Raw genomic sequence first — 20,966 nt, forward strand, 5'->3', positions numbered from 1 at the left:
TATCAAATTGGCTCTATAATTCACCAAACTCCCAATCAATCACAATAGATTATTAATAAAGAAATGACTATCTCAAAGATTGCCCTGCCTGTTGCTGCTGTTTGTTTGCTGGGATTTATCGTCTTCAATATTGTTGGCAGTGCTGCCTTTGCGGGGCCCTGGCTGATCGCTTTTTTTATTAGTCTGTCCATTGGCTTCAGAGCCTATGCCGCATTGAAAGGTTTTGCTTTCACCATGCTCATCTTTGCCGCAGTGACAACTGCTTTATATTATCCGCACTACTTTGTAAGCTGGGGCGGCGTAAAGCTCGCCACCTTTTTTACGCCGCTGTTACAGATCATCATGTTTGGGATGGGAACCGAAATGGGGATTAAAGATTTTGCCGGGGTTATAAAAATGCCCAAAGCAGTGTTGATCGGGTTGTTTGGTCATTTCACTTTTATGCCGCTGGCGGGTTATACGCTGGCGCGTGTATTTAATTTCCCACCAGAGATCGCGGCAGGCGTTGTACTCATTGGCAGTATGCCTTGCGGAATGGCCTCGAATGTGATGTCGTATCTGGCCAATGCCAATTTAGCCCTGTCGGTTACATTAACAGCAGTGGCTACCATGTTATCGCCTTTTTTAACGCCATTGTGGATGAAAATACTGGGCGGACAATTCATTGAAGTGAATGCAAAGGCCATGATGTGGGAAATCATCAAGATTGTGGTGCTGCCGATATGTGCCGGCTTGCTGTTCAACCGGTTCTTTAAAGGCAAACTTACCTGGCTCGATAAAATAATGCCGCTGATCTCGATGTTCGGCATTGCATTTATCATTGTGATCATTGTGGCGGCCGGGCGCGATAACCTCATTGTAATAGGGCCCGCATTGATAGTATGCGCACTAATTCATAATACAACCGGTTATTTGTTTGGTTACTATATTGGCAAATTGTTCAGGTTGCCTGAGCGGGATGCACGTACCATCGCTATTGAAGTTGGAATGCAAAATGGTGGACTGGCATCGGGGCTGGCGCGCGAAATGGGAAAAGCAGCTACGCTTGGTTTGGCGCCTGCTATTTTTGGTCCGCTCATGAATATCACCGGATCGGTTCTTGCATCTTACTGGCATAGGAAACCGGTGAAGGAGTCAACGATTTCAGAAAAACAAAAAATGGAAGAGGCAGGCGAATCAGTAGAAGTGGGATGAGGTTGTTAAATTGAAATACATGCGAAGGACGCGGTTAGTTAGTCGCAATCATTCATAAAAGGGTGGTTGAAGTAATAGAACGTGTGTAATTAACCAGCTTTATTCTGCGCATACTTCGCCCGGTTCTTTAATATACACTCCATATGCTGTTCGGCCCAGCCAGCCAGCTGCTCAATATGCGGCAATAAACTTCTGCCGAGGTCGGTTAACTCATATTCTACCCGCGGCGGAATTTCTGGATACAATTTACGCGATACCAATCCATCGGCCTCCAGTGAACGCAAAGTAACCGTCAACATCTTCTGCGAAATATCGCCTATCTGCCCGTTCAACTCATTGAACCGCTGCTTTCCCACATGTCCTAATATGGAAATGATCAAAATACTCCACTTGTCGCCAAAGCGGTCGAGTATATGCCTGATAGAACAGTTAGGGTGCGGGGAATTATTTTCATTATTATTTTTCATGTCTAAACATTGATAATCAACATTACTTACCTGGAGGTAACCTGCTATCAGTAAAGTAACTTCTTTGTTGGTATTTACTTACTTCTTAGCTTTGACTCTCCAAAAGAGAGTAAGACTCTAATAGGATGCAAGGTAAAACAAAAAAATAAGTCACACAAGTTCATCGCAAATTTGGGCCCTGAAAACTACATAAAGTGCACAGAATGAGTTATCTGTGGCATTTGTGCTGAACACAAAAAGTTGAACATATGATATTGGTAACAACCGCAACCGGACACCTGGGAACTGCCACCATTGAAGCCTTATTAAAGAAAAGCGTACCCGCCAGCCAGATCGCCGGCCTCGTTCGTGACGAGCAAAAAGCCGCCACTTTAGCCGCCAAAGGCATTACCCTGCGCAAGGGCGATTACCATAATACCGCTTCCCTGGAGCAGGCTTTTAAAGGCATCGATACCCTGGTATTTATTTCTTCGGGCTCTATGGAAGACCGGGTAGGCCAGCACCGGAATGTCGTAAATGCCGCCAAAACAAGTGGCGTAAAACACATTATTTATACCAGCGTGCTGAAGGCTTCGGGAACCCTGAAATTTACCGCCGGTATTGATCACTACCATACCGAAAATCTTTTGAAAGAGAGCGGCATTCCCTACACCATTTTCCGCAATACCTTTTATATAGAAGTACTGCCCATGTTGTTTGGCCCCGCCCTGCAATCAGGCCAATGGTACTATGCAGCCGGTAATGCAAAAGTGAACCTGGCGGCCCGCACCGATATGGCAGAAGGTATTGCCAATGTAGCCATTGCTCCCGCATCACATGCCAATAAAATATATGAGATCGCAGGCAACCAGTCGTATACATTTGCCGAAATCGCCGGAGTAGTAAGCAAGGCTGTTGGAAAAAAAGTCGACTACATTCCCGTTCCCGTTGAAGCTTTGACAGAAGGGATGAAACAGGCAGGTGTGCCCGAAGCTTATATTCCCATGTTGGCCAGCATTGCAAACGCCATCAGCCACGGCGAGCTGGATTCGGATGACAATTCGCTGGAAAAATTATTACAAAGAAAACCGGTTGGCCTCGATGAATATCTGCCAAAATTGTTAACTGCGTAAAGGGAAAGAAAGAAAACAAATTATTATGAAAGTAGAGATCTGGTCAGATGTGATGTGCCCGTTCTGCTATATCGGCAAACGGCGCTTTGAAAATGCCTTACAGCAATTACCTTTCAAAGATAGTGTTGAAGTGGAATGGAAAAGTTTTCAGCTGGACCCAACCGTTCGGCATGAGCCCGGTAAAACCATACACCAATACCTTGCTGAACGCAAAGGTTTCTCTGAACAAAAAGCCAAAGAGCTCAACGATCACGTAACCGGAATGGCCGCAGCCGAAGGGTTACAATATAATTTTGATAAGGCCGTTGTGGCCAATTCATTTGATGCACACCGCTTTTCGCACCTGGCCACCCGGCATGGCAAAGGAGATGCCGCGGAGGAAAGTTTGTTTAAAGCCTATTTTACCGAAGGGAAGAACATTGCCGATAAGGAAACTTTAACTCAATTAGGCACAGATATTGGGCTTGATGCAGCCGAAGTGAAAAAGGTACTGGATGAAAATGCCTATGCGCAGAACGTGCAGCAGGATATTGCTGAAGCAGAAGCGCTGGGCATCCGCGGGGTTCCGTTTTTTGTGATCGACCGCAAATATGCGGTTTCAGGTGCACAGGCAGCAGAAGTATTTCACCAGGCATTGGAAACAGCTTATACTGAATGGAAAAAAGAGAATAATAATTTCACAACCATTCAGGGGGAAGTTTGTTCTACTGACGGTGATTGCAAATAAGATCAATTAAAGATATATATTTGCGCCCCCCTAAACGCGTACCATAAACGATTGCACATTTTGGTATTGTTATATGAATTTTTCCAATTGGCAAAATTGGAAAGGTTAAGTTCTTATTATCTCTATACATTAATACTCAAACAATAGAAACATGAAAAAAGCAACTATCATCGCAGCATTATTGATCGCATCAGCAGCAACAACATTTGCACAAACCTGGACGGCCGACAAAGCGCACTCCAGAGTAGGTTTTAACGTTACGCACCTGTCAGTAACTGAACTGGGTGGTACCTTCAACAGCATCGACGCCAAGCTCACTTCAGCAAAGCCTGATTTTACCGATGCAGTGGTTGAGTTTTCAGCCGATGTTAACAGCATCAATACCGACAACGAGCAACGCGACACACACCTGAAAAGTCCCGATTTCTTTGACGCAGCAAAATTTCCGACCCTTACTTTCAAAAGCACATCTTTTAAGAAAGTAAGCGATAAGAAATATAAAGTAAGCGGTAACCTTACCCTGAAAGGTGTTACTAAACCCGTTGTACTGGATGTAGTATTGGGCGGTACCTCAACCAACCCCATGAGCAAAAAAGAAGTGGTGGGTTTCAAGATCACTGGTACCATCAAACGTTCTGATTTTGGTGTAGCTACCGGTATGCCTACGGCCATGTTGAGCGACGAAGTGACGCTGAATGCAGGCACTGAATTTACAAAAGACTAATAAGATTTGATTATGAAGAAGCTGATCATTTCAATGGCAACACTGCTGGCTTTTACAGCAGTGTTTGCCTTCACCGTAGCTCAAAACTGGACTATCACCGACAAGTATAGTATCAAGTTTTCGAGCAATGACGTAGCAGGAATATTCAAAACATTTAAAGGCAGCATTGCTTTTGACGAAGCCAACCCGGTTGCCTCTAAATTTGATGTAACGATCGATGTAGCCTCTATAAATACCGGTAACGGGTTGCAGAACAAACACGCCAAAGGCGAAGAGTGGTTCGATGCTGCCAAATACCCGGTTATCAAATACACCAGCAAAAAGTTTGCAAAAACAGCCACTGGTTATGCGGTAACAGGCGATCTGCAGATCAAAGGGGTAACCAAAGAGTTCACCATTCCCTTCACCTTTAAAAAAGCCGGCGCCGGGGCTACCTTCAATGGCAGCTTTACCGTGAACCGTTCAGATTTCAAGATCGGTAAACCGGGTGGCGATGTAGCTGAACAGATAAAGATCGATGTAGCTGTTCCGGTTACAAAAGGCTAATAAACCAACAAAGTATGTTTAAAAAATTATTACTGCTGGGTTTGGTATCGGGGGTGCTGGCAGGTGTGGCGGCTCTTATTTATCAAAAGGTATATTTTAAAGCCAATGAAGCCGATTTCTCGGCCGTTGTAAAGCCGGTGAACGTTATGATCGTTTGCACGTTGGCCGGTTTGCTGGCCTCGGTGGGTTATGGCCTGTTAACGAAATGGCTGCCCAGATACGGTGAGATCATTTTCAATTTCGTATTCGTTATTCTAACGTTTGCGAGTATTGTAGGGCCCATTGGTTTTCGATTACCGCTCGAATATGAGCAACCCGAATTGTTCCCGGGGTTAACCGTGCCCATGCACTTCTTTCCGGCATTGGCCTGGTTTACATTAAAACCCCTGTTTGTAAAGAAATAAGCAACAGCCTTACGAACCCTGGATGGCTCGCCCTGAGCGAGGTCGAAGGGGCGAAGGCCGGGGATTCGGATCCTGAGTACCTGTATGCCTGTTGGCGGAAAGTCGAAGGATTGAAGGGTCGAAGGGCTGTTGATGTTCAGGGCCGGAAGTAGTTTTTAGAAGAAGTACAGTAACAGGATGGATGTATAAAACGGATGATAGATGATAGTTGTACGCTTCCGGCCATTTTTTCCCCTTGCGGGAATAATCAATATAGTGAAACTCCCCTGGTATGCCGCGGTTTCCCCGCGGCATACTTTTTTTGATAATACCCTGCCAGTTGATTTTTTATGAGCGCCGATTCATAAATGAACCTACCTTTGGGCTATACAGACATAATTCTCAATAGCTGTACGAATAATTTTACCTGATTATATTTGTTCTATACTTGTAGACAGTAAAAGAATTCCATATATGAATTACTATACGTTGTTGGATGAGATAAAGCAATACGTAACAAATTTCTTTCACACGCATACCAATGATAAATTAGTTTATCATAACCAGGTACACACCGAAAATGTAGTGACTGCTGCTATTGAGATCGCCAATCATTACCGCCTGAACGACCTTGATTATTTTATTGTGGTAACAGCTGCCTGGTTCCATGATATAGGTTATTTTACCGATCCCGGCCGGCACGAAGAAAGAGGCGCAGAAGAAGCTGCCATGTTCTTAAAAAGGAAAGGGGTGGAAGAATCAACCATTCAAACCGTAGCCAATTGCATTCGCGCTACCCGCATGCCGCAAACGCCGGAAACCACGCTCGAAAAAATTGTGGCCGATGCCGATCTGTATCATTTGGGCACTTCAAAATTCAACGAATTAAATAAAGTAATACGCAAGGAGTTTATAGCCCTGCACCATATTGATATCAGTAAGGAAGAATGGCGTAACAAAACCATTCGCCTGCTCGAAACACACCAGTACCATACCGACTATTGCCGGTTATTGCTGAACGATACCAAAGCAAAACACCTCGAAAAGTTGAAGGCAAAAGCGGCGGAAAAGAATCCTGCTATAAAAAATTCCGTTCCCATTGCCGTGCCCGTACCAGCGCCAGTCGCCAAGCCAAAAGTAAAACCCCTGTTTCCGGAAGATGCTATAGAAAAAGCAAAACGCAAAAACCGGCCCGAACGCGGCATCGAGACCATGTTCCGCATCACCTCAGGCAATCACCAGCGCCTGAGCGATATGGCCGATAGTAAGGCGCATATTATGATCTCGGTAAATTCGATCATTATCTCTGTGCTGCTCAGCGTGCTGTTAAAGAACCTGGAGCAGTTCCCGCAATACACCTTCCCTGCAATGACCCTGCTCACCGTTAGCCTGGTGACCATTGTATTTGCCATACTGGCTACCCGACCCAAGATCCCCAGCGGTACGTTCACTGAAACCGACATTAACGAAAAAAAGGTGAACCTGCTATTCTTCGGTAACTTTTTTAAAATGAGCATGGATGACTATACCACCGGAATGTTGCAGATGATGGAAGACCGCGACTTCTTATACCGCAGCCTTATAAAGGATGTGTATTCGCAAGGTGTGGTGCTGGGATCAAAATACCAACGCTTACGTATTTCCTATAACGTATTCATGTATGGGTTGATCGTTTCTGTGATCGCCTTTGCCATTGCAGCCATAGTTACTACCTGAAATTATCAACAGCATGCATTCTGAATCTTTTTTCGATAGAGACCTTAGCTGGTTGTCTTTTAATGGGCGGGTACTGGAAGAAGCAGGAAGTAGCAGCGTTCCTTTGCTGGAACGTATAAAATTCCTGTCTATCTTTTCTTCCAACCTCGACGAGTTTTACCGGGTTCGCATGCCAGCTGTAATGGCCCTGGAAAAAATACGTCAGTCGAAGGGGGAGCAAAAAAAAGAGCAGGCCATAACAGCCGTTTTACTACAGATCATAAAAATAATAAACGAGCAACAGGACCGCTTCGGCACAATATTCACTACCGAAATTCTGCCGCTGCTGCGCGAAAAGAATATTCATTTATTATACAATGAACCCATTCCCGCCAGCATAAAAGAAGAGGTGCGTGACTATTTCTATACCCAGCTAATGGCTTTTCTGCAACCGGTATACCTGTCGATAGCCGGCTCAAAATTCTTTCCCGAAAATAACAAGCTGTACCTGCTTACCGTCATTGAAGGCGATCGCGGTTTCGATGAGCTGGTAATTATCAATATCCCTTCCGATAACCTGCCGCGGTTTTATACCGTGCAGCGGGGTAATGAGCAATTCGTTGTTTTCATCGATGATATCATAAAAGACAATCTGGCCGCTATTTTCAAACATACCGTCGTTAAAGGATGCTATAGTTTTAAAATAACCCGCGACGCCGAGCTGGAAGTGGAAGATGATTATGAAGGCGACCTGGCCCGGAAGATCGAAGAACAGTTATCGAAACGCGATTTTGGTTTGGCCACGCGATTGTTACATGAACCCGGTATTGAAGAGGGGCACCTGCAGTTATTGTTAACTCCATTAAGGCTGCAACATGCCATGGTCGTAAAAGGTGGTAATTACCACAATCTGAAAGACCTCGGTTCCTTCCCTGTAAATGATGCGTCGATGAGCTATGAAAAATGGCCCGCTGTCAATGTGAAAGCAGAAGATGAATCCCTGTCATTGTTTGAGGAGGTGGAGAAGAAGGACATTATGCTGCATCCGCCATACCAGTCATACGATATGGTGCTGCGGTTCTTTAATGAAGCGGCAGTTGATCCCGATGTAACAGAGATCTATGTAACCCTGTATCGAATAGCCAGTGATTCAAGAATAGGCAATGCGCTGGTAAGCGCGGCAAAGAATGGGAAGAAGGTATCGGTGCTGGTAGAATTGAAGGCGCGCTTCGATGAAGCCAATAATATTCGCTGGGCAAAAAAGATGAAGACCGCCGGAGTAAAGATAATTTACAGCGCTCCCTCGCTGAAAGTGCATGCAAAAATTGCCCTGGTAAAACGAAAGAAAGAGAAACGGATCTCGTACGTGGGGTTGCTCGCAACGGGGAACATGAACGAAAGCACCGCCCGTTTTTATACCGATCATATCCTTTTCACCGCGCATCCCGAAATATTACGGGAAATGGAATTGCTGTTCATCTTTTTGGGACACCGCAAAAAGGCCGGAAATCCCGGATTGATTGAGTTCAACCAGATACTGGTAGCCCAGTTCAACCTGCAGCAACGGTTCCTGCAACTGATTGACCGGGAAATAAACAATGCCCGGGCGGGCAAAGAAGCGGCTATCATCATCAAGATGAACAACCTGGAAGAAAAGGTGCTCATCAATAAATTATATGAAGCATCCCAGGCTGGTGTAAAGGTGCGCATGATCGTGCGCAGTATCTGCTGTTTGAAACCCGGTGTGCCCGGCATCAGCGAGAACATTTCCGTTACCCGCATAGTTGACCGGTACCTGGAGCATGGACGCATATTTGTTTTTCACAATAATGGTTCCTCTGAATTGTATATGGGGTCGGCCGACTGGATGAACCGGAACATATACCGGCGGATAGAAGTTTGTTTCCCCATATATGACGAAGGCATTAAAAAGCAGGTGCTGGAAATAGTACAATTGCAGTTGAACGATAACGGGCAGGCCGTAGCCATTGATCAGCAACTGAACAATGTACCCTTGCCAAAGGAGGGAGCAGGCTTGTGTTCGCAAAAAGCTATTTATAATTTATTGGCCGCTGGACATAATTAATAAATAACGATTATGTATAGTTTAAAATTAATGCCGGGTTGGATGATCATATTGATCTTTATAATGATCTCCACTGCCTGCTCGCAGAAACGGAATTTTGAGAACCCGAAAGGATACAATATCAATAATCCGCAGAAGTTCGTAATGCCCGTAAGCTTGCATGAGATCTCGGGCATTGCTTTTTATAAAGGCGACCCCGATACGGTGTATGCCGAGGAAGATGAAAATGGTAAACTGTATTACCTGCAGCCCGGCGATAAAAAAGCTTCCTATTACAAATTCGGCAAGCATGGCGATTATGAAGATGTAGCTATTTGCAATAATACAGTGATCATGCTGCGCAGTAATGGCACTCTGTTCAGTTTTCCCATATCCGTTATACATCAGCCCGAAGCCGAAGAAAATGATGTTACTGAATGGAAAGACCTGTTGCCTAAGGGGGAATTTGAAAGCATGTACGCCGATGAAATGAGCAAGCGTATTTATATTCTATGCAAGAATTGCCAGGATGAAAAAGATACCAAAATGGCAAATGGTTATATCTTTGAACTCAGTAATGATGGAAAGATCAGCCAGATTGGTACCTTTGCAATAGATGTAAAGGAAATTGAAGCCCTGACCGGTGAGAAGAAAATTAAATTTCATCCATCTGCCCTTGCCTGGAACCCCCGTACCAATGAATGGTACATTATATCATCGGTAAACAAATTACTGGTGGTCACCGATAGCAACTGGAAAGTGACCGCCACTTACAGATTAAATCCAGCCCTGTATATTCAACCCGAGGGGATCGCTTTTGATAGAAATGGCAATCTGTATATATCCAATGAAGGCGGAGACCTGCATTCCGGAAATATCTTAAAAACGCCATTTAAGGGCAAATAAACCAGGTAGGCCTATGCCAAAAAAATATTTACACCTTGTATTACTTATTGTATTTACTGCGCCCATTGCAAAAGCACAAACCGACAGTGCCGCAGTAAAAGCACATCCCACATACGATAGTGTGACCCCCATGCACCGGCGACTGTTTGGTGAAAATTTCCGCAAGGAATGGGCGGTCCCGGTAAAACTGCCGGTGATCAGGTTATCAGAAAAAGGGCTTATTCCTTTGCAGTTGGGGGGCGGGCATCAAACCCATTCCTTACGCATGAAAGATGCCCATGGAAAAGAATGGGTATTGCGAAGCATTGAAAAATATCCCGAAATAATATTGCCCGAAGCCCTCCGCGAAACTTTCGCCGCCGATTGGGTGCGCGATGCCATGAGTGCACAGCATCCATATGCGCCGTTGGTAGTGCCCGTGTTATCTGAGCAGGTGCAAGTGCCGCATTCAAACCCGGTAATAGGGTGGGTGACGCCCGATAAAAACCTGGGTCAGTATGAAAAGGAATTTGCCAATACCTTGTGCCTGCTCGAAGAAAGAGAGCCGTATGGCAATTCAGACAACACCGGTAAAATGTTGGAGCGCCTGAATGAAGACAATGATAATTCAATTGATACCGTTGAATTTTTCAGGGCCCGTTTGCTCGACCTGTTCCTGGGCGATTGGGACCGGCACGCAGACCAGTGGCGCTGGGTTGATGAAAAGAAAGGAAGCAGCAGAAAATACCTGGCCATTCCCCGCGACCGCGACCAGGCATTGTACCGCAATGAAGGGGTGATCCCCAAAATGGCAAGCCGCAAATGGATCGCGCCCTTTTTAACAGGGTTTAGGTCTGAAATTAAACGTGGCAATCAGTTCTTCTTAAATGGCCGTCAACTCAACTCCCGGTTCTTTATACAGTTTGATCATGACCGTTGGATGCAAATAACCAACGATTTTGTAGCCCGGCTCACCGATGATGTACTGGAAGAGGCGCTTAAAAGATTGCCCAATGAAATATATGTAATAAAACACGATGAGCTGTTGCTTAAAATGAAACAGCGCCGGGCTAATTTGCCGAAGGCCATGGACAGCTATTACTATTTTTTGAGCCGGAAAGTCGACATCCAGGTTTCCGACAAAAACGAACTGGTTGAAATAACCAATGGCCCCGATAAAGGGTTATCGGTGGTCATTCATAAATTATCAAAAAAAGGAAACCCCGGCGATCAACTGTTTAACCGCACATTTCTTGGTTCAGAAACCAAAGAGATCCGCTTGTTCATTGGCAAGGGCGACGATAGGGTAGTATTGAACAACACCAATAAGAAAATAAAAGTGCGGATTGTGGGTGGCGAAGGGCAGAAACTGTATAATGTAGAACAGTCTGGTAAAAAAGTATGCGTGTATGAAAACGAATCCGGCGCCACTTTCACCGGCAAAACGAGCCGGTTGCGAAAGCATTTGTCGAACGATACGGCCAATACCGCCTTTGTGCCCACTAATCCCTATGGCATTGTTCAGCCGCTGGTTACTGCCGGCTTTAATCTGGATGATGGCTTCTTACTGGGTGGGGGCGTCAAAATAACGCAACGGGGTTTTAGAAAACTGCCTTATGCCAGTGTGCAACAGATCGATGTTACCCATTCTTTTTCAACAAGCGCTTTTCGTGTACGTTATAAAGGCGAATGGTTGCAGGCGGTAGGCAAGGCAGATATAACCTTGCAGGCTAATATTTTAGCACCCAGCAATACCCGCAACTTTTTTGGCCGGGGCAACGAAACGGAATTTATCAAGGTGGGTAATTATAAAAGATTCTATCGCTCCCGGTATAATGTGTACCAGGCTAGTCCCGCCCTCCGCTGGCATATAGGCAAGGGGACAACGATCAGCGCCGGCCCGTCTATTCAATTTTATCATTCAGACAGTCTTGAAAATAAAGGCCGGTTCATTAACAATGAAGCCTATATCAATTCATACGACAGCAACACGATCTATCGCGATAAAGTGCATGCCGGTGTAATAATCAGCCTGGTGCGCGACAAGCGTAACAGCATCATATTACCCTCGGCCGGGCATTATATTAGTATTCAGGCACAGGCGTATGGCGGGTTGAATAAGGAATCAAAATCATATATGATGCTGATCCCCGAGCTTGCCTTTTATAAGAACCTGAGCAAAAGATCGTTGGTGGTGATCGCTGAACGGTTAGGCGGCGCTGTTACTGCCGGTAAATCAGCTTTTTATCAATCAGCTTTTTTGGGTGGTCACGAAAACCTGCTGGGCTTCCGTCAGTACCGGTTTGCGGGGGAACATATGTTGTACAACAACCTTGAATTTCGTATAAAGCTGGGTAACTTTGTAAATTATATACTGCCCGGTCAGGTGGGATTGACCAGCTTTTATGATGTGGGCCGGGTATGGGAAAAAGATGAATCGTCGAAGGTGTGGCACCAGGGCGTTGGGGGAGGATTTTACTTTGCGCCTGCTCAAATGGCAGTAATTCAGGTACAGGCCGGCTACTCCAAAGAAGGCTGGTATCCCTACGTATTTATGGGTTTCAGGTTTTAAGGAATGCGCTTTCATAGGATATAGTTGACGGAATTACTGGTAGCACAGTGACATTCCTGCTGGTTTTCAGTTGTGGCATTCTATTGGAGTAAAAAAGGGGACTGGTCACCAAACCGGACTGACCAGTTATATGTTGTTAAAAAAGTATTGCGCCTTTTGCTTTAAAAAAGGCCCTGTGTATGCAAACGATGTCGATCAATATTAATGAGAAGTTTACTTTAGCTGAACTGGATACGGCCTTTTCACTGCGTCCATTTATTAAATATTTAAAAGCAAGCCTTAAGAACGATTCTTCTTTAAAAGATAAACTCACCGCATTTTTACTGGAGAAGCTGGAACAGTTTCCTGAACTGGAAGGCGACGTTCCTCTCGAAAACATCGAGAAATACCGCGAAATACTGGAGCTCATCTTTGTAAGCATGACGAATGTCACCGAAGATGAAACCCGTTTGCCCTGGGCGCTGGGTATGCCGTTGCGCCCTCAATTCATCTATGGCACCAGTGCTTTTTATACCCTCATGATAGATGCCCGGGAACAAAAGCTTAAGAAAGCGGTGACCCAGGGAGATGAAAAAATGATGCGAATGCGTAGCATGCGCATAGCTTATTCTTTTATTCTGGAACGCCTGTATAATTTTTCTCCTTTTCATAAAAATGAGATCATTCATACATTTATTGATGAAGAAACCGGGTTGTTGCGGCATTTAAGAATAAACATCGATACCCGTTTTATAGATGTTACACCTGTTGGTGAATTACCCGATCTCAACGGCCTTACCAGCCCCAACAAGCTCGATGAGGAGCAGGGTTTTGAGCACCTGGCAAAGGTGTTGCCGATAAACCTTTTCAAATTCCGTGGCATGTCGGTAGTGACCATCACCGATGAAACTGTGAAATATGCCGTGGAAACCATTAAGAATACGATTGTTGCGCACAACCGGCATAGTGAGGACGAATGTTACAAGGATGTTACCAAAGCGTTGAAAACTTTGGTGCAGAACAACGCCATTGATTTTAACATTACGCCCTTGTTCCGCATAAACGAAAAACTGGTGATACCGGAATTAACCGATATCAAAAGCGTTTTGATGGGTGACGATTGCAACAACGGCACCGCGCGCAGCGCCTACCAGGCGTTTGCAGAAGAGTACATGCGTAATCCGCGCCCGCTTATTTACAAAACGATCTCTTCAAAAGAAGCTAAATTATATCCCTTTCTGTCAACCTGTACCAGAACGGGCATTCAGTCCTTTATTGTATTACCGCTTTTCTCGAATAATAAAATGGCGGGCATACTCGAGATCTTTGCCAGAGAACCGGGACTGTTGGATGAAAAGGTGCTGGCTATGCTTGAACCAGCCTATCCGGTGCTGGCGCAGCTGGTGCAGATCTCTATTGATGATGTCAATTCATCAATTGACCGGGTAATAAAGGAAAAGTTTACCTCTTTACAACCGGCCGTGCAATGGAAATTCAACGATGCCGCGTGGAATTATCTGCAGGAAGTGGAAAACCATGGAAAGGGCAAAATAGAAACGATCGGGTTCGAGAGTGTGTATCCCCTCTATGGCGCTATCGATATCCGCAACTCAACCATTGAACGCAATAAAGCACAACTCAGCGACCTGCAGCACCAGTTCTCCCTGCTGCTCGAAACCCTGCAACAGGTTAAAAAGCATTACAGCCTGGCATTGACCGATGAAATGATCTACAAATGCCGGAAATGGAAAAATACGTTGGATGAATCAATGACGCCGCACAGCGAAGTAAAGCTGACCGATTTTCTGGAGAAGGAAGCCGTTTCATTCCTGAAACATTTCAAGCTTACCCATCCGGGATCAGCCGGTATTGTTGAGAAGTATTTTGCTGCTATCGAGGAAACAAAAGGTATTGCCTGGACGAACCGCCGGCAGTTGGAAGAGTCGATGCAAACGATAAATACGGCGGTGAACAATTACCTCGATATGATGAAGGATGAATTGCAGCAATCGTATCCCTGTTATTTTGAACGCTTCAGGACCGATGGGGTAGAATATGATATTTACATTGGGCAGTCCATTGCGCCCGATAAGCCGTTCGACATTTTATATTTAAAGAATTTGCGGCTTTGGCAATTGTCATCCATGGCAGCGATCGCCCGCATCACCCATGAAATGTTGCCCAACCTGTCGAAACCATTACAAACCACACAGTTAATATTCATTCACAGCAGTACGATCGATATTAGTTTCCGCAACGATGAGCGCCGGTTCGATGCCGAAGGCGGATATAATATTCGCTACCAGGTAATAAAAAAGCGGATCGATAAAGTACATGTGGCCGATACCAATGAACGATTAACGCAGCCCGGGAAGATTGCGCTGGTGTATTTTAACCGCCGTGATGCTGAAGAATACATTTCGCACATCCAGTACCTGCAGGAGCAGGGAATTTTATTGAACGATTTGGAGTATCTTGACCTGGAAGAGTTACAGGGCGTGGCCGGTTTAAAGGCTTTGCGTGTTGGTATTAATATGGAATACGACCACTCGGTGGTTTCCTGACAGGCAAATGATATCTATGCAATGGGGACGTTTCATTACCGGTTGTTTGATTGGGTGCTGCGTAACAGGAACAGCCTGGGCACAGCAGCCGAAGGCCTATCGGCACCTGCTTCGGGTGTATGAAGACAATGATAATATTAATATCAGGGGAGTAGGCACCGACCAGGGGTATACCAATGGTTCCCGCATCGACTATTTCTTTATAAAGGACAAACCTTCCCGTTTTTTTCTGGATCGCATTATGCCAAAAGCCGGCGACAGCAGCCTCAATACCTGGGGCTGGGGCCTTATGCAGGTAATAATGACGCCCAAGAACATAATTAAAAGAATACCCGATAAAAACGACTTTCCCTATGCGGGCGCTTTGTTTGCAACCCACACCCTGCATTCAACCAATTCAATAAAGAAATATAATATTCAAACCGAATTTATGTTCGGTGTTATGGGGCCGCCCTCACTGGCAAAGCAAACGCAGCGCACAGCCCATCGCATTGTTCGTATTGTACAACCCGGCGGCTGGGATTACCAGCTAAAGACCGATCCGCTGCTGAATATGAGTGTGGCGGGGGAAAAAGAGCTGGTGCATATTAATAATAGTATTGAATTCATTGGCGGCGCGCAGGGTTTTGCCGGAACCGCCCTGAATGGCGCCTCGCTTTACTCGCTCATCCGCATTGGCAGAATGACGCCTTATTTTGATGGCTATGGATCACAGTTTGCAACCCCGAAAGGGACCAGGCAGCGCAAACAGTTCTATTTTATCCTTCGCCCCTCTGTGGAGTGGGTACTGTACAATGCGCTGATCGATGGGGGTGTTTTCAACCATAGCCACGAACCCGTTCCGGGGCAGCCCAATGATCCAAATAATGATGAACCGAAAAAGGACCCAATGGTACGAAAGCGATTTGTTGCCAAACTCGATTATGGCATGGCGCTTTCCCTGGGACGCGTGTGCCTTTCATTTACCCAAACCACCATGACGCCCATGGTTAAAGGAACCGATATACAGGAAGTTGGTAATGTATCGGTATTTCTTGCCTGGTAATCGGGAGCGCAGTCGAAGGGTTGGAGAATATATGTAGAGCGAAGTTCAAACGTATTAAATAAACTACCCCAAGCCACCCCACGTAAGCGGGGTGGCTTTTTTTAGTCCCTTTTAGCAGGAATTAGCTCCAAAAACGGGTCCCACCTTTTCTTGGACCATGATTAATTGAAGAAAATTATAATTTGATTTTCAATAAGGTAGCAGGAGTAATAGAAAAAATTTAAGAAGTTTATTAAAAAAGTTAAAAAGTTATTTTAACTTAACATTATATTTGAAAAAAGAACCTGCTAACGTCGCGCATGGAAAAAAACTTATTGTATAAAAGGAGGATCGTTAAACATCTCTATTTTGGCAATATGTTGTCCTGTGCCGACCTGAGCGATAAGATCCACAAGAGCATTCCGCTTACCACCAAAATGTTGGGTAAGCTTATGGAGGAAGGAATGGTTACGGAAACAGGTTATGCCGCTTCAACCGGTGGCCGCCGCCCGGTGATGTACTCATTGAAACAGGATGTAATGTATGTGGTGTCGGTGGCAATGGACCAGTTGGTTACCCAGATAGCCATCCTCGATATGCAAAACAGGAACGTGGCCGAAATTGAACTGTTTGAACTTCCGCTTACCAAAAATCCGAATGCGCCAACTGCACTAGCAGAAAAAATTAATGAAATAATCAGCCGGTCAGGAATTCCAAAGAACAAGATTGCCGGAATAGGAATTGGGATGCCTGGTTTTGTAAATGCTGTAAAAGGTATCAATTATACCTTTTTAGAACCAGAGGGTGGCAACATCAGCCAGTATATTTCAGCCAAAGTAAAATTACCTGTATTCATTGATAACGACTCGCGTTTGATCGCATTGGCCGAATTGAAATTCGGCGCAGCGCGTGATAAGAAGAATGCGTTGGTGATCAACGTAGGTTGGGGCGTGGGGCTGGGAATGATCCTGGAAGGAGAGCTGTTCAGGGGGCATGATGGCTTTGCAGGCGAGTTCAGCCATATACCGCTTTTTCTGAACAACAAATTATGCAGTTGCGGTAAAAGCGGTTGTCTGGAAACAGAGACCTCGCTATTAGTAGTGATCGAAAAAGCAGGCAAGGGTTTGAAAAGCGGAAAGCTATCTATGATAAAGGAGAAAGAGCTGTCGGCAAATCATCCTGACACAGCCTTTCAGAATATAGTAGCCGCCGCCGGTAAGGGCGACAAGTTTGCGGTAGAGATCTTATCCGAAGCTGGCTACAACATTGGAAGAGGGGTTGCCATCCTGATCCATTTACTAAACCCGGAGGCAGTGATATTGAGCGGACGCGGATCATCGGCCGGTAAAATATGGCAGGCACCCATACAGCAGGCGCTGAACGAACATTGTATCCCCCGGTTATCGGTGAATACGGAGATCGAGATCTCGGCACTGGGATTCAAAGCCGAGCTCACAGGCGCTGCTGCCCTCGTTATGGAGAACTATGAACGCGAGGATTCAAAGAACCTTATTTATGAAAATAAACCGGATGTGTTCATTTAATCCGGTGCTCACCTTTCCTATTATTTACCCTGGATAGAAGACTGTTGGTGTAAGACCAGAAAGTATTGTAGGGAGCAATACTGCCAATATCTGTTATTATAAAGTATCAATTTTTTTTTGACAATCAAACAAACTGCTATGACGAAAGCAACCATCCGATTACTACTGATCGTGCTGGCTGGTATCTGGAGCCTGACAGGTACTGCACAGGAAAAAAAGATGATCACAGGAGTGGTAAAGGATAGCGCTGGTAATGCATTGCCAGGTGTGTCCATCCTTGAAAAAGGAACTACCACTGCCACTATTTCTGACATGAACGGTGCGTTCAGGATCCCGGTTTCAACTGCAAAACCGGTACTTGTATTTTCTTCTGTTGGGTTCGACAGAAAAGAGGTTACTGTAGGTAGCCAAACCAACCTCAGTGTTTCCCTGGCCGGTGAAACAACCAGCCTCGAAGGTGTTGTGGTAACTGCGTTGGGCATTAAAAAAGAACAACGCAAGTTAGGTTATGCCACTACGCAGGTCTTGCAAAAAGACATCATTCAATCGTCGCCTACCAACTTTGCATCCGCATTGTATGGTAAAGCTCCGGGCGTTACGATCACTACCAATCCTGGCGGTGCTACCAGTGCGGTAGGTATCCAGATCAGGGGTATCAACTCTATTAGTGGTCAGCGGCAACCGTTGTTAGTGGTAGATGGTGTTATTATCCGGAATGGCGATGCCAACGGCGAAGGATACTGGGGCGGTAACCAGCGCCTGAACGGCAATGGGTTGCTCGATATCAATCCTGAGAATATTGAAAGCATCAACATCCTGAAAGGTGCAGCTGCTTCTGCCCTGTATGGTTCTGATGCCAACTTTGGTGTTATTGTGGTTACTACTAAAAACGGTAAAGGCCATAAAGGATTAGGCGTTGATGTTAACCTGAGCGCCAATGCCGAAAAAGTAGCAGTATTGCCCGATCTGCAGGAAGAATACGGTCCCGGTTATGACCGCGGAACCAATATGTCGGCCTTTGGTTCTGATGACCAGGGTTGGATCACACAGACTGTAAATGGTCAAACTGTTAAACGTCCCATTTTCAGAGCGTATGGACAGTTTGGTCCTAAAGTAGATGGCAGCCAGGTGTATTGGTGGGATGGACAGATGCGTCCATATGTATCACACGGTAACCCCTGGAAAAAGTTTTACCGCACCGGTCATAGCGAAATCGCCAATATCGCTGTAAATAATGCTACCGAAAAAATGAACTATCGTCTTTCGTATACCCGTAATGATTATAAGGGTATCCAAATTGGCGGTAAGCAGGAGAAGAATACATTCAATTTCAATTCTTCTTATAAGGTTACGCCTAAATTAACGGTAGACCTGGTGGGTCAGTACATAAACGAAAAAGTACACAACAGACCCCGTCAGATCTATTACGTTACCAACAACTTTGGCGGTTTCTTCAGTCCTATTGATGATATGGACATCTATTTCAACAAGTATAGAACTACCAAAGGATATAAATGGGTTGACTGGAACTCGAATTTAGATGTTAGTGAAAGACTGGCCTATAATATTCGCGGAAAGGACTTCCTTGACTTTTTATGGAACCAGTTGGCAAATAATTTCGATGAAACCACCAACCGCCTGCTTGCATCAGCAACCGTCAATTGGAATATTGCAAAAGGGCTGAATTTCCGTGGCCGTTATGGAACTGACTATACAGGCTATTTTGCTGAAACGCAGAACCGTTCAACCCAACCGCTTTCATTTGGGGCATCTGGTGCTTATGGTACCAATACCAACCGGTACCTGATCAATTATGGCGACCTGTTGTTGTCGTATGAGCACCAGGTAATACCTGATCTGAAGGCAACTGTATCGGTAGGTTACCAGGCCCGCAAGGAAGATTACCGCTATAACAGTGCTTTCACCAAAGATGGGTTAACCCAGGAGAACTGGTTTAACTTAAACGCTTCTAAAAACAACGCCACCGGTACAGCCAGAACCCAGGCATTGGTAAAGGATGGGGCGTTCGGTATCCTTAATCTGGAATACAAGGACTTCCTGTTTATAGAAGGAACATTGAGAAGAGAGGTGAGCTCATCACTGGCTCCCGGCAACAATACCTTTTATTATCCTGGTGTAAGCGCTGCCTTTGAATTGAGCAGGGCGCTCCAGATGCCGGAATTTGTTAACTACAGCAAACTGCGTGCTTCATATGGTGTGGTAGGTAATCCGCCCGATGCTTATGTAGGCAACGTATTATATAATTCAAACCCTCCCGGTAATATTGAAGGTATTCCCATTCTGTATCCGCAAACTTCAAACTTTGGCAATAAAGAGCTGAGAAATGAAAAGAAACAAGAGTTTGAGGTTGGTTTGGAAAACAAATTCCTGAATAACCGTTTAGGATTTGACCTTACTTATTATAATGACAAAATTGTTGACCAGATTCTGCCCCTTTCTACACCGGCCACCATTGGTGCTACCAGTGTTTACGTGAACGTAGGTGATCTGCGCAATTATGGAGTTGAATTGGGTTTGTATGGCACACCTGTTAAAACAAAGGATTACGCATGGGATACCCGGTTGAATATTGCTTTTAACCGTAACAAGCTGGTTGCTTTGAGAGCCGGTCTGGAACAATTAGTTGCAAACAATCTGGATAATGGCTCCCTGGTAGTAGTTTCCAAGCCTGGCCGCCCGGTTGGTGACCTTATGGGTTACAAAAGAAGGGTAGATGACAAGGGGAATTATATTATCAATTCCGATGGTTACTACGACATCAACTTCGATCAGCAGGCCCGCCTGGGTAATCTGCAACCCAAAGCAACCGGTGGTTTCATCAACAGCTTTACCTACAAAAACTTCAATCTGAATGTAGTGGTTGATTTCCGTTTTGGCGGTCAGGTTGTATCACAGGCTTTGTTGTATGGAACCGGCGCTGGTTTATACAAGAACTCTTTGTTTGGCCGCGATGCTGATCATGGTGGTTTATCTTATTACACTGCCGGTGGAAAGAATATTCAGGTTGCTAAAGGAACTGCTACAGGCCCCGGTGGTCAAAAAGTATACAATGATGGTATGGTCCTGAAGGGCGTAACCGCTGATGGGAAAGAAAATACCACCGTAATTGATGCGCCTAACTATTATCTGAACACATTTGGCTGGGGCTCATGGCCTGGTTCTGGCTCCAACATCAGCTATAACGATGCGGTATTCAATAACGACTACATCAAAATGCGTGAAGTAACCCTGTCGTATATGCTGCCTAAAAAAGTAGCCGGTTTCATTAAAGCGCAAAACCTGACTTTCAGTGTGTATGGTAGAAACCTGTTTTATTTCAAAAAGACGCTGCCTTACCTCGATCCTGAAGAGGGTGTTGGTACCAACTATGCTGCTCAGGGTACTTCGCTCGGACAAGGTAATGCCGCTACCCGTTCAATCGGTGGCAGCCTCAGGGTTTCATTCTAAACACATCAGCTAAACAA

At 45.2% G+C, this 20,966-nt stretch carries 15 protein-coding genes; 14 read left to right on the top strand and 1 reads right to left on the bottom strand.

Annotated elements, in window-relative coordinates:
* Nucleotides 1–63 precede the first annotated feature (63 nt).
* Complete coding sequence (locus tag A3860_RS26480; protein ID WP_081151900.1) at nucleotides 64–1,194, top strand: bile acid:sodium symporter family protein; 1,131 nt, start codon at nucleotides 64–66, stop codon at nucleotides 1,192–1,194.
* Between the two features lie 89 nt (nucleotides 1,195–1,283).
* Here A3860_RS26480 and A3860_RS26485 read toward each other — a convergent pair whose 3' ends face one another.
* Entirely contained in the window at nucleotides 1,284–1,661 is a 378-nt protein-coding gene (locus A3860_RS26485) for a winged helix-turn-helix transcriptional regulator (protein WP_081151902.1), read from the bottom strand.
* A 248-nt stretch (nucleotides 1,662–1,909) separates the two neighbouring features.
* Between A3860_RS26485 and A3860_RS26490 the strand changes: the two genes are divergently transcribed.
* The 13 genes from A3860_RS26490 to A3860_RS26550 all read left to right on the top strand — a co-directional run bounded on the left by A3860_RS26490 (nucleotide 1,910) and on the right by A3860_RS26550 (nucleotide 20,949).
* Nucleotides 1,910–2,773, top strand: a complete 864-nt coding sequence (locus tag A3860_RS26490; RefSeq protein ID WP_081151905.1) for an SDR family oxidoreductase — start codon at nucleotides 1,910–1,912, stop codon at nucleotides 2,771–2,773.
* Between the two features lie 25 nt (nucleotides 2,774–2,798).
* Nucleotides 2,799–3,500 (top strand): DsbA family oxidoreductase, encoded by a 702-nt coding sequence (locus A3860_RS26495; RefSeq protein ID WP_081151908.1) that lies wholly within the window; start codon nucleotides 2,799–2,801, stop codon nucleotides 3,498–3,500.
* Nucleotides 3,501–3,651: 151 nt separating this feature from the next.
* Nucleotides 3,652–4,224 carry a YceI family protein gene (locus A3860_RS26500; RefSeq protein ID WP_081151911.1) on the top strand — a complete coding sequence of 191 codons (573 nt, stop codon included), beginning with the start codon at nucleotides 3,652–3,654 and terminating at the stop codon, nucleotides 4,222–4,224.
* A 12-nt stretch (nucleotides 4,225–4,236) separates the two neighbouring features.
* Nucleotides 4,237–4,770, top strand: a complete 534-nt coding sequence (locus A3860_RS26505; RefSeq protein WP_081151914.1) for a YceI family protein — start codon at nucleotides 4,237–4,239, stop codon at nucleotides 4,768–4,770.
* A 14-nt stretch (nucleotides 4,771–4,784) separates the two neighbouring features.
* Nucleotides 4,785–5,174, top strand: a complete 390-nt coding sequence (locus A3860_RS26510) for a hypothetical protein (RefSeq protein WP_081151917.1) — start codon at nucleotides 4,785–4,787, stop codon at nucleotides 5,172–5,174.
* 453 nt (nucleotides 5,175–5,627) lie between these two features.
* Nucleotides 5,628–6,869, top strand: coding sequence for a Pycsar system effector family protein (locus A3860_RS26515; RefSeq protein WP_081151920.1), 1,242 nt, complete (start codon nucleotides 5,628–5,630; stop codon nucleotides 6,867–6,869).
* 13 nt (nucleotides 6,870–6,882) lie between these two features.
* Nucleotides 6,883–8,934, top strand: coding sequence for a polyphosphate kinase 1 (ppk1, locus tag A3860_RS26520; RefSeq protein WP_081151922.1), 2,052 nt, complete (start codon nucleotides 6,883–6,885; stop codon nucleotides 8,932–8,934).
* Nucleotides 8,935–8,946: 12 nt separating this feature from the next.
* Nucleotides 8,947–9,819 (top strand): SdiA-regulated domain-containing protein, encoded by an 873-nt coding sequence (locus tag A3860_RS26525; protein ID WP_081151925.1) that lies wholly within the window; start codon nucleotides 8,947–8,949, stop codon nucleotides 9,817–9,819.
* Nucleotides 9,820–9,832: 13 nt separating this feature from the next.
* Entirely contained in the window at nucleotides 9,833–12,370 is a 2,538-nt protein-coding gene (locus A3860_RS26530; RefSeq protein ID WP_081151927.1) for a BamA/TamA family outer membrane protein, read from the top strand.
* Between the two features lie 179 nt (nucleotides 12,371–12,549).
* A complete protein-coding gene (locus A3860_RS26535) occupies nucleotides 12,550–14,913 on the top strand; it encodes a GAF domain-containing protein (protein WP_143774273.1) in 2,364 nt (787 codons plus the stop codon).
* A gap of 16 nt (nucleotides 14,914–14,929) precedes the next feature.
* Nucleotides 14,930–15,958, top strand: coding sequence for a lipid A deacylase LpxR family protein (locus A3860_RS26540; protein ID WP_158085370.1), 1,029 nt, complete (start codon nucleotides 14,930–14,932; stop codon nucleotides 15,956–15,958).
* Between the two features lie 299 nt (nucleotides 15,959–16,257).
* Complete coding sequence (locus A3860_RS26545; protein WP_081151936.1) at nucleotides 16,258–17,481, top strand: ROK family protein; 1,224 nt, start codon at nucleotides 16,258–16,260, stop codon at nucleotides 17,479–17,481.
* 138 nt (nucleotides 17,482–17,619) lie between these two features.
* Entirely contained in the window at nucleotides 17,620–20,949 is a 3,330-nt protein-coding gene (locus A3860_RS26550; protein ID WP_081151939.1) for a SusC/RagA family TonB-linked outer membrane protein, read from the top strand.
* Nucleotides 20,950–20,966: the final 17 nt, after the last annotated feature.

This window comes from Niastella vici (assembly GCF_002077945.1).
Taxonomy (GTDB): domain Bacteria; phylum Bacteroidota; class Bacteroidia; order Chitinophagales; family Chitinophagaceae; genus Niastella; species Niastella vici.

Coding starts and splice junctions, on each gene's coding strand:
- A3860_RS26480 (WP_081151900.1), top strand. CDS start 64: ATGACTATCTCAAAGATTGCCCTGCCTGTTGCTGCTGTTTGTTTGCTG.
- A3860_RS26485 (WP_081151902.1), bottom strand. CDS start 1,661: ATGAAAAATAATAATGAAAATAATTCCCCGCACCCTAACTGTTCTATC.
- A3860_RS26490 (WP_081151905.1), top strand. CDS start 1,910: ATGATATTGGTAACAACCGCAACCGGACACCTGGGAACTGCCACCATT.
- A3860_RS26495 (WP_081151908.1), top strand. CDS start 2,799: ATGAAAGTAGAGATCTGGTCAGATGTGATGTGCCCGTTCTGCTATATC.
- A3860_RS26500 (WP_081151911.1), top strand. CDS start 3,652: ATGAAAAAAGCAACTATCATCGCAGCATTATTGATCGCATCAGCAGCA.
- A3860_RS26505 (WP_081151914.1), top strand. CDS start 4,237: ATGAAGAAGCTGATCATTTCAATGGCAACACTGCTGGCTTTTACAGCA.
- A3860_RS26510 (WP_081151917.1), top strand. CDS start 4,785: ATGTTTAAAAAATTATTACTGCTGGGTTTGGTATCGGGGGTGCTGGCA.
- A3860_RS26515 (WP_081151920.1), top strand. CDS start 5,628: ATGAATTACTATACGTTGTTGGATGAGATAAAGCAATACGTAACAAAT.
- ppk1 (WP_081151922.1), top strand. CDS start 6,883: ATGCATTCTGAATCTTTTTTCGATAGAGACCTTAGCTGGTTGTCTTTT.
- A3860_RS26525 (WP_081151925.1), top strand. CDS start 8,947: ATGTATAGTTTAAAATTAATGCCGGGTTGGATGATCATATTGATCTTT.
- A3860_RS26530 (WP_081151927.1), top strand. CDS start 9,833: ATGCCAAAAAAATATTTACACCTTGTATTACTTATTGTATTTACTGCG.
- A3860_RS26535 (WP_143774273.1), top strand. CDS start 12,550: ATGCAAACGATGTCGATCAATATTAATGAGAAGTTTACTTTAGCTGAA.
- A3860_RS26540 (WP_158085370.1), top strand. CDS start 14,930: ATGCAATGGGGACGTTTCATTACCGGTTGTTTGATTGGGTGCTGCGTA.
- A3860_RS26545 (WP_081151936.1), top strand. CDS start 16,258: ATGGAAAAAAACTTATTGTATAAAAGGAGGATCGTTAAACATCTCTAT.
- A3860_RS26550 (WP_081151939.1), top strand. CDS start 17,620: ATGACGAAAGCAACCATCCGATTACTACTGATCGTGCTGGCTGGTATC.